Origin of the sequence: Escherichia sp. MOD1-EC7011, assembly GCF_002965005.1 — a bacterium.
GTDB lineage: Bacteria > Pseudomonadota > Gammaproteobacteria > Enterobacterales > Enterobacteriaceae > Escherichia > Escherichia ruysiae.
Genome location: NZ_PTRD01000019.1, coordinates 12,465 through 26,580 on the forward strand (window position 1 = coordinate 12,465; position 14,116 = coordinate 26,580).

The 14,116-nt window shown below is 54.2% G+C and carries 8 protein-coding genes; 7 read left to right on the plus strand and 1 reads right to left on the minus strand.

Annotation, left to right across the window (positions count from 1 at the left end; all coding sequences use genetic code 11):
* Positions 1–298: 298 nt before the first annotated feature.
* The 6 genes from araB to rluA all read left to right on the plus strand — a co-directional run bounded on the left by araB (position 299) and on the right by rluA (position 10,544).
* The gene (gene araB / locus A7098_RS08810; RefSeq protein ID WP_032224395.1) at positions 299–1,999 is read left to right on the plus strand and encodes a ribulokinase; all 1,701 of its coding nucleotides are present in this window, start codon (positions 299–301) and stop codon (positions 1,997–1,999) included.
* 10 nt (positions 2,000–2,009) lie between these two features.
* The gene (araA, locus tag A7098_RS08815; protein WP_000151749.1) at positions 2,010–3,512 is read left to right on the plus strand and encodes an L-arabinose isomerase; all 1,503 of its coding nucleotides are present in this window, start codon (positions 2,010–2,012) and stop codon (positions 3,510–3,512) included.
* 168 nt (positions 3,513–3,680) lie between these two features.
* Positions 3,681–4,376, plus strand: coding sequence for an L-ribulose-5-phosphate 4-epimerase (araD, locus tag A7098_RS08820; RefSeq protein ID WP_000888664.1), 696 nt, complete (start codon positions 3,681–3,683; stop codon positions 4,374–4,376).
* A 74-nt stretch (positions 4,377–4,450) separates the two neighbouring features.
* Entirely contained in the window at positions 4,451–6,802 is a 2,352-nt protein-coding gene (polB, locus tag A7098_RS08825; RefSeq protein WP_105280679.1) for a DNA polymerase II, read from the plus strand.
* Positions 6,803–6,966: 164 nt separating this feature from the next.
* Positions 6,967–9,873 carry an RNA polymerase-associated protein RapA gene (rapA, locus tag A7098_RS08830; RefSeq protein ID WP_085460313.1) on the plus strand — a complete coding sequence of 969 codons (2,907 nt, stop codon included), beginning with the start codon at positions 6,967–6,969 and terminating at the stop codon, positions 9,871–9,873.
* A gap of 11 nt (positions 9,874–9,884) precedes the next feature.
* Entirely contained in the window at positions 9,885–10,544 is a 660-nt protein-coding gene (gene rluA / locus A7098_RS08835; RefSeq protein ID WP_000525207.1) for a bifunctional tRNA pseudouridine(32) synthase/23S rRNA pseudouridine(746) synthase RluA, read from the plus strand.
* 137 nt (positions 10,545–10,681) lie between these two features.
* Here the strand turns inward: rluA and djlA are convergent, their stop codons facing one another.
* Complete coding sequence (djlA, locus tag A7098_RS08840) at positions 10,682–11,497, minus strand: co-chaperone DjlA (RefSeq protein ID WP_001200584.1); 816 nt, start codon at positions 11,495–11,497, stop codon at positions 10,682–10,684.
* Between the two features lie 254 nt (positions 11,498–11,751).
* Between djlA and lptD the strand changes: the two genes are divergently transcribed.
* Positions 11,752–14,109 (plus strand): LPS assembly protein LptD, encoded by a 2,358-nt coding sequence (gene lptD, locus A7098_RS08845; protein ID WP_105280680.1) that lies wholly within the window; start codon positions 11,752–11,754, stop codon positions 14,107–14,109.
* The last annotated feature ends 7 nt before the right edge of the window (positions 14,110–14,116 follow it).

Below are 14,116 nucleotides of genomic sequence, written 5' to 3' on the forward strand. Positions count from 1 at the left end.
CATATTGCATTAAACATCATCAGCATTGCGTCTCTGGTGGGCTATCTTCACTAATCCAACCGGCAACCCCGCTTGTGAAAAGCATTTTGTAACAAGGAGGGACGAAAGCCATGACAAAAACGCGTAACAAAAGTGTCTATAATCGCGGCAGAAAAGTCCACATTGATTATTTGCACGGCGTCACACTTTGCTATGCAATAGCATTTTTATCCATAAGATTAGCGAATACTGCCTGACTGTTTTTATCGCAACTCTCTACTGTTTCTCCATACCCGTTTTTTTTGGATGGAGTGAAACGATGGCGATTGCAATTGGCCTCGATTTTGGCAGTGATTCTGTGCGAGCTTTGGCGGTGGACTGCGCCACCGGTGAAGAGATCGCCACCAGCGTAGAGTGGTATCCCCGTTGGCAGAAAGGGCAATTTTGTGATGCCCCGAATAACCAGTTCCGTCATCATCCGCGTGACTACATTGAGTCAATGGAAGCGGCGCTGAAAACCGTGCTTGCAGAGCTTAGCGCCGAACAGCGCGCAACTGTGGTCGGAATTGGCGTGGACAGCACCGGCTCGACGCCCGCACCGATTGACGCTGACGGTAACGTGCTGGCGCTGCGCCCGGAGTTTGCCGAAAACCCGAACGCGATGTTCGTATTGTGGAAAGACCACACTGCGGTTGAAGAAGCAGAAGAGATCACCCGCTTATGTCACACACCGGGCAACGTTGACTACTCCCGCTATATTGGCGGTATTTATTCCAGCGAATGGTTCTGGGCGAAAATTCTCCACGTTACCCGTCAGGACAACGCCGTGGCGCAATCTGCCGCATCGTGGGTTGAGCTGTGCGACTGGGTGCCAGCCCTGCTTTCCGGCACCACCCGCCCGCAGGATATCCGTCGTGGACGTTGCAGCGCCGGGCATAAATCACTGTGGCACGAAAGCTGGGGCGGCCTGCCACCAGCCAGTTTCTTTGATGAGCTGGATCCAATCCTCAACCGTCATTTACCTTCCCCGCTATTCACTGATACCTGGACTGCCGATATTCCGGTGGGCACCTTATGTCCGGAATGGGCGCAGCGTCTCGGCCTGCCTGAAAGCGTGGTGATTTCCGGCGGCGCGTTTGACTGCCATATGGGCGCAGTTGGCGCAGGCGCACAGCCTAACGCGCTGGTAAAAGTTATCGGCACTTCCACCTGCGACATTCTGATTGCCGACAAACACAGCGTCGGTGAACGCGCGGTGAAAGGTATTTGCGGCCAGGTTGATGGCAGCGTGGTGCCTGGATTTATCGGTCTGGAAGCAGGCCAATCGGCGTTTGGTGATATCTACGCCTGGTTTGGTCGCGTACTCGGCTGGCCGCTGGAACAGCTTGCCGCCCAGCATCCGGAACTGAAAGAGCAAATCAACGCCAGCCAGAAACAACTGCTTCCGGCGCTGACCGAGGCGTGGGCCAAAAATCCGTCTCTGGATCACCTGCCGGTGGTGCTCGACTGGTTTAACGGCCGCCGCACACCGAACGCAAACCAACGCCTGAAAGGGGTGATTACCGATCTCAATCTCGCTACCGACGCCCCGGCGCTGTTCGGCGGTTTGATTGCCGCCACCGCCTTTGGCGCTCGCGCGATTATGGAATGCTTCACCGATCAGGGGATCGCCGTCAATAACGTGATGGCGCTGGGCGGCATCGCGCGGAAAAACCAGGTCATTATGCAGGCCTGCTGCGACGTGCTGAATCGCCCGCTGCAAATTGTTGCCTCTGACCAGTGCTGTGCGCTCGGTGCGGCGATTTTCGCTGCCGTCGCCGCGAAAGTGCACGCAGACATCCCATCAGCACAGCAAAAAATGGCCAGTGCGGTAGAAAAAACCCTGCAACCGCGCACCGAACAGGCACAACGCTTTGAACAGCTTTATCGCCGCTATCAGCAATGGGCGATGAGCGCCGAACAACACTATCTTCCAACTTCCGCCCCGGCACAGGCTGCCCAGGCCGTTCCGACTCTATAAGGACACGACTATGACGATTTTTGATAATTATGAAGTGTGGTTTGTCATTGGCAGCCAACATCTTTACGGCCCAGAGACTCTGCGTCAGGTCACCCAACATGCCGAGCACGTCGTTAATGCGCTGAATACTGAAGCGAAACTGCCCTGCAAACTGGTGCTGAAACCGCTGGGCACCACGCCGGATGAAATCACCGCTATTTGCCGCGACGCCAATTACGACGATCGTTGCGCCGGTCTGGTGGTGTGGCTGCACACTTTCTCCCCGGCAAAAATGTGGATCAACGGCCTGACCATGCTCAACAAACCGTTGCTGCAATTCCACACCCAGTTCAACGCGGCGCTGCCGTGGGACAGCATCGACATGGACTTTATGAACCTGAACCAGACCGCGCACGGCGGCCGCGAGTTCGGCTTCATCGGCGCGCGTATGCGTCAGCAACATGCCGTCGTTACCGGTCACTGGCAGGATAAGCAAGCGCATGAGCGTATCGGCTCCTGGATGCGTCAGGCGGTATCTAAACAGGATACCCGTCATCTGAAAGTCTGCCGTTTTGGCGACAACATGCGTGAAGTGGCTGTCACTGACGGCGATAAAGTTGCCGCACAGATCAAGTTCGGTTTCTCGGTGAATACCTGGGCGGTTGGCGATCTGGTGCAGGTGGTAAACTCCATCAGCGATGGCGATGTTAACGCGCTGGTCGATGAGTACGAAAGCAGCTACATCATGACGCCTGCCACACAAATCCACGGCGAAAAACGGCAGAACGTGCTGGAAGCGGCACGTATTGAGCTGGGGATGAAGCGTTTCCTGGAACAAGGTGGCTTCCACGCGTTCACCACCACCTTTGAAGATTTGCACGGCCTGAAACAGCTTCCGGGTCTCGCCGTACAGCGTCTGATGCAGCAGGGTTACGGCTTTGCGGGCGAAGGCGACTGGAAAACTGCCGCCCTGCTTCGCATCATGAAGGTGATGTCAACCGGTCTGCAGGGCGGCACCTCCTTTATGGAGGACTACACCTATCACTTCGAGAAAGGTAATGATCTGGTGCTCGGCTCCCATATGCTGGAAGTCTGCCCATCGATCGCCGCAGAAGAGAAACCGATCCTCGACGTTCAGCACCTTGGCATTGGCGGTAAAGACGATCCTGCCCGCCTGATCTTCAACACCCAAACCGGCCCTGCGATTGTCGCCAGCCTGATTGATCTCGGCGATCGTTACCGTCTGCTGGTTAACTGCATCGACACGGTGAAAACCCCGCACTCCTTGCCGAAACTACCGGTGGCGAATGCGCTGTGGAAAGCGCAGCCAGATCTGCCAACCGCTTCCGAAGCGTGGATCCTCGCCGGCGGCGCGCACCATACCGTCTTCAGCCATGCGCTGAACCTGAACGATATGCGCCAGTTTGCCGAGATGCACGACATTGAAATCACGGTGATTGATAACGACACCCGCCTGCCTGCGTTTAAAGACGCGCTGCGCTGGAACGAAGTGTATTACGGATTTCGTCGCTAAGTAGTCGCATCAGGCATTCAGCGCCTGATGCGACGCTGGCGCGTCTTATCAGGCCTACGCGTTGCGATTTTGTAGGCCGGATAAGCAAAGCGCATCCGGCATTCTTTTCCCCCTCGCCCCTTTGGGGAGAGGGCCGGGGTGAGGGGAAATGACCTCTCTGGAGTCAACATGTTAGAAGATCTCAAACGCCAGGTATTAGAAGCCAATCTGGCGCTCCCAAAACACAACCTGGTCACGCTCACCTGGGGCAACGTCAGCGCCGTTGATCGCGAGCGCGGCGTCTTTGTGATCAAACCTTCCGGCGTCGATTACAGCGTCATGACCGCCGACGATATGGTCGTGGTCAGTATCGAAACCGGTGAAGTGGTTGAGGGCAAGAAAAAGCCCTCCTCCGACACGCCAACTCACCGGTTGCTCTATCAGGCATTCCCGTCCATTGGCGGCATTGTGCATACGCACTCGCGCCACGCCACCATCTGGGCGCAGGCGGGTCAGTCGATTCCAGCAACCGGCACCACCCACGCCGACTATTTCTACGGCACCATTCCCTGCACCCGCAAAATGACCGACGCAGAAATCAACGGTGAATATGAGTGGGAAACCGGTAACGTCATCGTAGAAACCTTCGAAAAACAGGGTATCGATGCGGCGCAAATGCCAGGCGTGCTGGTGCATTCTCACGGTCCGTTTGCGTGGGGTAAAAATGCCGAAGATGCGGTGCACAACGCCATCGTGCTGGAAGAAGTCGCTTATATGGGGATTTTCTGCCGTCAGTTAGCGCCGCAGTTACCGGATATGCAACAAACATTGCTGGATAAGCACTATCTGCGTAAGCATGGCGCAAAAGCCTATTACGGCCAGTAATGACTGTATAAAACCACAGCCAGTCAACCAAAACCAGGCTATACTCAAGCCTGGTTTTTTATTGGATTTTCAGCGTGGCGCAGGCAGGTTTTATCTTAACCCGACACTGGCGGGACACCCCGCAAGGAACCGAAGTTTCCTTTTGGTTAGCGACGGACAACGGGCCGTTGCAGGTCACGCTTGCGCCGCAAGAGTCCGTGGCGTTTATTCCCGCTGATCACGTTCCCCGCACTCAACATATTTTGCAGGGTGAGCAAGGATTTCGCCTGACGCCGCTGGCGTTAAAGGATTTTCACCGCCAGCCGGTGTATGGCCTTTATTGTCGCGCCCATCGCCAGTTGATGAATTATGAAAAGCGCCTGCGTGAAGCTGGCGTTACCGTTTACGAGGCCGATGTGCGCCCGCCAGAACGCTATCTGATGGAACGGTTTATTACCGCTCCGGTGTGGGTCGAGGGTGATTTGCGTGATGGCGCTATCGTTAATGCTCGCCTGAAACCGCATCCCGACTACCGCCCGCCGCTCAAGTGGGTCTCTATAGATATTGAAACCACCCGCCACGGTGAGCTGTACTGCATCGGCCTGGAAGGTTGCGGGCAGCGCATCGTTTATATGCTGGGGCCAGAGAATGGCGACGCCTCCTCGCTCGATTTCGAACTGGAATACGTCGCCAGCCGCCCGCAGCTACTGGAAAAACTCAACGCCTGGTTTGCCAACCACGATCCCGATGTGATCATCGGCTGGAACGTGGTGCAGTTCGATCTGCGAATGCTGCAAAAACATGCTGAGAGATACCGCATTCCGCTGCGTCTGGGGCGTGATAACAGCGAGCTGGAGTGGCGTGAGCACGGCTTTAAAAACGGCGTCTTTTTTGCCCAAGCCAAAGGCCGGCTAATTATCGACGGTATCGAGGCGCTAAAATCCGCGTTCTGGAATTTCTCTTCATTCTCGCTGGAAACCGTCGCTCAGGAGTTGTTAGGCGAAGGCAAATCTATCGATAACCCGTGGGATCGGATGGACGAGATTGACCGCCGTTTCGCCGAAGATAAACCTTCGCTTGCGACTTATAACCTGAAAGATTGCGAGCTGGTCACCCAGATCTTCCACAAAACCGAAATCATGCCGTTTTTACTCGAACGGGCGACGGTTAACGGCCTGCCTGTAGATCGCCACGGGGGATCGGTGGCGGCGTTTGGTCATCTCTATTTTCCCCGTATGCACCGCGCTGGTTATGTCGCGCCTAATCTCGGCGAAGTGCCGCCACACGCCAGCCCTGGCGGCTACGTGATGGATTCACGGCCAGGGCTTTATGATTCGGTACTGGTGCTGGACTATAAAAGCCTGTACCCGTCGATCATCCACACCTTTCTGATTGATCCCGTCGGGCTGGTGGAAGGCATGGCGCACCCCGATCCAGAGCACAGTACCGAAGGTTTTCTCGAAGCCTGGTTCTCGCGGGAAAAACATTGCCTGCCAGAGATCGTAACTAACATCTGGCATGGACGCGATGAAGCCAAACGTCAGGGCAATAAGCCGCTGTCGCAGGCGCTGAAGATCATTATGAATGCCTTTTATGGCGTGCTTGGTACGACTGCCTGCCGGTTCTTCGATCCGCGCCTGGCGTCGTCGATCACCATGCGCGGACATCAGATCATGCGGCAAACCAAAGCGTTAATTGAAGCGCAAGGCTATGACGTGATCTACGGCGACACCGACTCAACGTTTGTCTGGCTGAAAGGCGCACATTCGGAAGAAGAGGCGGCGAAAATCGGTCGTACACTGGTGCAGCACGTTAACGCCTGGTGGGCTGAAACGCTGCAAAAACAACGGCTGACCAGCGCACTGGAACTGGAGTATGAAACTCATTTCTGCCGTTTTCTGATGCCAACCATTCGCGGAGCCGATACCGGCAGTAAAAAGCGTTATGCCGGGCTGATTCAGGAGGGTGACAAACAGCGGATGGTATTTAAAGGGCTGGAAACGGTGCGCACCGACTGGACGCCACTGGCTCAGCAGTTTCAGCAGGAGCTGTATTTGCGCATCTTTCGCAACGAGCCATATCAGGATTATATCCGCGAGACCATCGACAAACTGATGGCAGGTGAACTGGATGCGCGGCTGGTTTACCGTAAACGCCTTCGCCGTCCGCTGAGCGAATATCAGCGTAATGTGCCGCCTCATGTACGCGCCGCACGCCTTGCCGATGAAGAAAACCAAAAGCGTGGTCGTCCTTTGCAATATCAGAACCGTGGCACCATTAAATATGTCTGGACCATAAACGGCCCGGAACCGCTGGACTATCAACGTTCACCGCTGGATTACGAACACTATCTGACTCGCCAGCTTCAACCGGTGGCGGAAGGAATACTCCCTTTTATTGAGGATAATTTTGCTACACTTATGACCGGGCAACTTGGGCTATTTTGAGCAAAAAAAAGAGTTCGTCAGATACCATTTTGATGCGTGACGAATCCTTTGCCATCCAGTACCATAGCGCCCTTTCCATTCCTGGACCTGAATAACGCCACTACCACATAAGCCCGGTAGCGGGTAGTTATTGCCTGCAATTAAAGATATAGAGCCGAACACATATGCCTTTTACACTTGGTCAACGCTGGATCAGCGATACAGAAAGCGAATTGGGACTTGGAACCGTTGTCGCGGTGGATGCGCGAACTGTCACTCTGCTTTTCCCATCTACGGGTGAAAACCGTCTGTACGCACGCAGTGATTCCCCCGTGACCCGCGTGATGTTCAACCCTGGTGATACCATTACCAGCCACGATGGCTGGCAGATGCAAGTCGAAGAAGTAAAAGAAGAAAATGGCTTGCTGACCTATATCGGTACTCGCCTGGATACTGAAGAAGCCGGCGTGGCCCTGCGCGAAGTTTTCCTTGATAGCAAACTGGTGTTCAGCAAACCGCAAGACCGCCTGTTTGCCGGGCAGATCGACCGCATGGATCGCTTTGCGCTGCGTTATCGCGCGCGCAAGTATTCCAGCGAACAGTTCCGTATGCCGTACAGCGGCCTGCGCGGTCAGCGTACCAGTCTGATCCCGCACCAGCTCAACATCGCTCATGATGTTGGTCGCCGCCACGCGCCGCGCGTTCTGCTGGCTGACGAAGTGGGTTTAGGGAAAACCATTGAAGCTGGGATGATCCTGCATCAGCAGTTGCTCTCTGGCGCTGCTGAACGTGTGCTGATTATCGTCCCGGAAACTTTACAGCATCAGTGGCTGGTAGAAATGCTGCGCCGTTTCAACCTGCGCTTTGCCCTGTTTGATGATGAGCGTTACGCCGAAGCCCAGCACGATGCCTACAACCCGTTCGACACCGAACAGCTGGTGATTTGCTCGCTGGATTTTGCCCGCCGCAGCAAACAGCGTCTGGAACATCTCTGTGAAGCCGAGTGGGATCTGCTGGTAGTCGATGAAGCGCATCACCTGGTGTGGAGCGAGGATGCACCGAGCCGTGAATATCAGGCCATTGAACAACTGGCAGAGCATGTGCCGGGCGTTCTGCTGCTGACCGCAACCCCGGAACAGCTGGGGATGGAAAGCCACTTCGCCCGTCTGCGTCTGCTGGACCCGAACCGTTTCCACGATTTTGCGCAATTCGTTGAAGAGCAGAAAAATTATCGTCCGGTTGCGGACGCCGTTGCCATGCTGCTGGCAGGTAACAAACTGAGCAATGACGAACTGAACATGCTCGGTGAGATGATCGGCGAACAGGATATCGAGCCGCTGTTGCAAGCAGCAAACAGCGACAGCGAAGATGCCCAGAGCGCCCGCCAGGAACTGGTTTCGATGCTGATGGATCGCCACGGCACCAGCCGCGTGCTGTTCCGTAACACCCGTAACGGCGTAAAAGGCTTCCCGAAACGCGAGCTGCACACCATTAAGCTGCCGCTGCCGACGCAGTATCAGACGGCTATTAAAGTGTCCGGCATTATGGGCGCACGTAAAAGTGCGGAAGACCGCGCCCGCGATATGCTCTATCCGGAGCGTATTTATCAGGAATTTGAAGGCGATAACGCCACCTGGTGGAACTTTGATCCGCGCGTTGAGTGGCTGATGGGCTATCTGACCAGTCATCGCTCACAGAAAGTGTTGGTGATCTGCGCCAAAGCCGCCACCGCGCTGCAACTGGAGCAGGTGCTTCGCGAACGTGAAGGTATTCGCGCAGCGGTGTTCCACGAAGGCATGTCGATTATCGAACGTGACCGCGCAGCCGCCTGGTTCGCCGAAGAAGATACCGGCGCACAGGTGCTGCTGTGCTCGGAAATCGGTTCTGAAGGACGTAACTTCCAGTTCGCCAGCCACATGGTAATGTTCGATCTACCGTTCAACCCAGACCTGCTGGAGCAGCGTATTGGTCGTCTGGATCGTATCGGTCAGGCGCACGATATTCAGATCCACGTACCTTATCTGGAAAAAACCGCTCAGTCGGTGCTGGTGCGCTGGTATCACGAAGGTCTGGATGCGTTCGAGCACACCTGCCCGACCGGACGTACTATCTACGATAGCGTGTACAACGATCTGATTAACTACCTGGCTTCACCCGATCAAACCGAAGGCTTTGACGATCTGATCAAAAACTGCCGCGAGCAACACGAAGCCCTGAAAGCACAACTGGAGCAGGGTCGTGACCGCCTGCTGGAGATCCACTCCAACGGTGGCGAAAAAGCCCAGGCACTGGCAGAAAGCATTGAAGAGCAGGATGACGATACCAACCTGATCGCCTTCGCCATGAACCTGTTCGATATTATCGGTATTAATCAGGACGATCGCGGCGACAACATGATCGTGCTGACGCCGTCCGATCATATGTTGGTGCCGGACTTCCCTGGCCTGTCGGAAGATGGCATCACCATCACCTTTGATCGTGAAGTGGCGCTGGCGCGTGAAGATGCACAGTTTATTACCTGGGAGCATCCGCTGATCCGCAACGGTCTGGATCTGATCCTTTCTGGCGATACCGGTAGCAGCACGATTTCACTGTTGAAAAACAAAGCGTTGCCGGTAGGTACGCTGTTGGTGGAACTGATTTATGTCGTTGAAGCCCAGGCTCCGAAGCAGTTGCAGCTTAACCGCTTCCTGCCACCGACGCCGGTACGTATGCTGCTGGATAAAAACGGCAACAACCTGGCGGCGCAGGTGGAGTTTGAAACCTTTAACCGTCAGCTTAACGCAGTGAATCGCCACACCGGTAGCAAGCTGGTTAACGCCGTACAGCAAGAGGTTCACGCTATCCTGCAACTGGGTGAAGCGCAGATTGAGAAGTCTGCCCGTGCACTGATCGATGCGGCGCGTAACGAAGCTGACGAAAAACTGTCTGCGGAACTGTCGCGTCTGGAAGCACTGCGCGCAGTGAACCCGAACATTCGTGACGACGAACTGGCCGCCATTGAAAGCAACCGTCAGCAGGTAATGGAAAGTCTGGATCAGGCAGGCTGGCGTCTGGATGCCCTGCGTTTAATCGTTGTGACGCATCAGTAACGGAGCCGAAGATGGGGATGGAAAACTACAATCCGCCGCAGGAACCCTGGCTGGTTGTCCTGTATCAGGATGATCACATTATGGTGGTCAACAAGCCGAGCGGTTTGTTGTCTGTGCCGGGACGTCTGGAAGAGCACAAAGACAGCGTGATGACGCGCATTCAGCGCGATTATCCGCAGGCGGAATCGGTGCATCGTCTGGATATGGCCACCAGCGGCGTGATTGTAGTGGCGCTGACTAAAGCTGCGGAGCGGGAATTAAAACGCCAGTTCCGCGAGCGCGAGCCGAAAAAACAGTATGTGGCTCGCGTCTGGGGGCATCCATCCCCTGCGGAAGGTCTGGTGGATCTGCCGTTGATTTGCGACTGGCCAAACCGCCCGAAACAGAAAGTCTGTTACGAAACGGGTAAGCCTGCGCAGACAGAATATGAAGTCGTGGATTATGCGGCGGATAACACGGCAAGAGTGGTGTTAAAGCCGATTACCGGACGTTCGCATCAGCTACGTGTGCATATGCTGGCGCTGGGGCATCCGATTCTCGGCGATCGTTTTTATGCTTCACCAGAAGCCAGGGCGATGGCACCGCGTTTGCTGCTACATGCAGAGATGTTGACGATTACCCATCCGGCATATGGCAATAGTATGACGTTTAAGGCGCCAGCGGATTTTTGATAGTGACGACGGCGCAGTCCGGTAGTCCGGATAAGGCGTTCACGCCGCATCCGGCAATTTGTGCCGCCGGATGCTGATCGCCGGATGCGACGCTGGCGCGTCTTATCCGGCCTACAATTTCTTACTCGCTCTGAAACTTATTTAAACCCTTTCTGCTGCTTAATCAGCTCATACGCCTGCTGAATTTCCTGCGCTTTCTGCTTCGCCATCTCCATCATCTCTGGCGGCAAACCTTTCGCCACCAGCTTATCCGGATGGTGTTCGCTCATCAGCTTACGGTAGGCTCGTTTAATGGTGGTTGCATCGTCCGTCGGCTTCACGCCCAGCACGTTACAGGCATCTTCCAGTGTCGGGCCACGCTGCGCTTGCTGCCAGTTACCACCGCCAGATTGCTGCTGATAACCGCCGCCAAATTGCGCCCCACCCTGCATCATGCGCAGAAACTGGTCAAACTGGGCGCGGGAGATCCCTAACTCTTCAGCAATCACATACAACACCGCCCGTTCATTCGGGTGCAGTGAACCATCAGCAAACGCCGCCTGAATCTGGATCTCCAGAAACATACGAATTAAGTCGAAACGACCAAAGCAAACACTGCGAAACTGACGCATCTTTTCGCGCAGCGGGTAATTGTCTGATTTTCCCACCCGAAATGCATTTTGCGCCGCAGTACGGGAAGCACCGTGTAAATTCATCCGATCCATGAGCAATGTGGCAATATGAATATCAGCCTCAGTAACACGTCCTTTGGATTTGGTTAAATGCCCCATTACTTCAAAAGTGGTGGCAAAAAACAGCGCCTGACGCTCGCGCTGGTTGGCGAACCACGCCATTTTGCGGCTGCGGGCTTTATCAAACATATGGCCGATTAACAGACCTAATACAACGCCCCAAAAGCCGCCGCCCATCAGTAAGGCCACGGCCACGCCAATGATTTTTCCCCAATACTGCATATATTCCCCAAATCGACACACGGATATCAGGGCTATCTCCCACAATATAAAGGTGCTTTTACCGTTTTCCGGCTGCGGTCAATTGTGGGACATCGCCTATAATTTGCATTATCATACCTGTCATTCAATGCCGTGCCTAACACCACTGACGCTATTCGGACAGGATTAACACTAGCGTAGAGATGACGAGTACGTTAGTCTCTGACCGTTTGTCACGCGCAACGTTACCGATGATGGAACAATAAAATCAACGTATGAAAAAACGTATCCCCACTCTCCTGGCCACCATGATTGCCACCGCCCTTTATAGTCAACAGGGACTGGCAGCCGACCTCGCCTCACAGTGCATGTTGGGCGTGCCAAGCTATGACCGTCCTCTGGTACAGGGCGATACTAACGACTTACCCGTGACGATTAATGCTGACCACGCAAAGGGGAATTACCCCGATGACGCCGTGTTTACTGGCAGCGTAGATATCATGCAGGGTAACAGCCGTCTGCAGGCCGACGAAGTGCAGCTCCATCAAAAAGAGGCACCAGGACAACCGGAGCCGATACGTACTGTTGATGCGCTCGGTAATGTCCATTACGACGATAACCAGGTGATCCTCAAAGGGCCGAAAGGCTGGGCGAATCTGAACACCAAAGATACCAACGTCTGGGAAGGTGATTACCAGATGGTGGGTCGCCAGGGTCGTGGTAAAGCGGACCTGATGAAACAACGTGGCGAAAACCGCTACACCATTCTGGATAACGGTAGCTTTACTTCCTGTTTGCCAGGTTCCGATACCTGGAGCGTGGTAGGTAGCGAAATTATTCATGACCGCGAAGAACAAGTTGCGGAGATCTGGAACGCCCGCTTTAAGGTGGGTCCGGTACCGATCTTTTATAGCCCATATTTGCAGTTGCCGGTGGGTGACAAACGTCGCTCTGGTTTCTTGATCCCGAACGCCAAGTACACCACTACCAACTACTTTGAGTTCTACCTACCATATTACTGGAACATCGCGCCAAATATGGATGCCACCATCACGCCGCATTATATGCATCGTCGTGGCAACATCATGTGGGAGAACGAATTCCGTTATCTCACCCAGGCAGGCGCAGGCTTGATGGAACTGGATTATCTGCCTTCGGATAAAGTCTATGAAGATGAACACCCGAACGATGATAACTCACGTCGCTGGTTGTTCTACTGGCAACACTCCGGGGTCATGGATCAGGTGTGGCGCTTTAACATTGACTACACCAAAGTCAGCGATCCCAGCTATTTCAATGACTTCGATAACAAGTACGGTTCCAGTACTGACGGCTACGCCACGCAAAAATTCAGCGTTGGCTATGCAGTGCAGAACTTTGACGCCACGCTTTCGCATAAACAATTCCAGGTTTTTGATGATACCAGTGGCAACAGCTACGCCGCTGAACCGCAGTTAGACGTCAATTACTACCATAACGATCTCGGTCCGTTTGATACCCGCATCTATGGTCAGGCTGTGCATTTTGTAAATACCAATAGCAATATGCCAGAAGCCACACGTCTGCACCTTGAACCGACAATCAATCTTCCGTTGTCGAATAACTGGGGGAGTCTGAATACCGAAGCCAAACTGATGGCGACGCATTATCAACAGACCAATCTTGACTGGTATAACAGCAACCCACAAAACAATAAGTTGGCAGATTCTGTTAACCGTGTAATGCCGCAATTCAAAGTTGACGGCAAAATGGTCTTTGAACGCGATATGGAAATGCTGGCGCCGGGTTACACCCAGACGCTGGAACCGCGCGCGCAATACCTGTATGTGCCGTATCGCGATCAGAGCGATATCTACAACTACGACTCGTCTCTGCTGCAATCTGACTACTCTGGCCTGTTCCGGGACCGGACTTACGGTGGTCTTGACCGTATTGCTTCGGCTAACCAGGTGACGACCGGTGTCACAACTCGCGTATATGATGACGCAGCCGTTGAACGTTTTAATATTTCCGTTGGTCAAATCTACTACTTCACGGAGTCTCGCACCGGCGATGACAACATAACATGGGAGAATGACGACAAAACGGGCTCACTGGTATGGGCAGGCGATACCTACTGGCGCATCTCCGAACGCTGGGGATTGCGTGGCGGCATTCAGTACGATACTCGTCTGGATAACGTAGCCACCAGTAACACCAGCATTGAATACCGTCGGGATGAAGACCGTCTGGTACAGCTGAACTACCGCTACGCCAGCCCGGAATATATTCAGGCTACGCTGCCTAAGTACTATTCCACCGCCGAGCAGTACAAAAACGGTATTTCGCAGGTAGGCGCAGTCGCCAGCTGGCCAATCGCCGATCGTTGGTCAATTGTCGGGGCTTACTACTACGACACCAATGCGAACAAGCAAGCCGACTCAATGTTAGGCGTGCAATACAGCTCCTGCTGCTATGCGATTCGCGTCGGTTACGAGCGGAAGCTGAACGGTTGGGATAACGATAAACAACATGCGGTATATGACAACGCAATCGGCTTTAACATCGAACTTCGCGGCCTGAGCTCCAACTACGGTCTGGGTACGCAAGAGATGCTGCGTTCGAACATTCTGCCGTATCAAAACTCTTTGTGATTTGTTG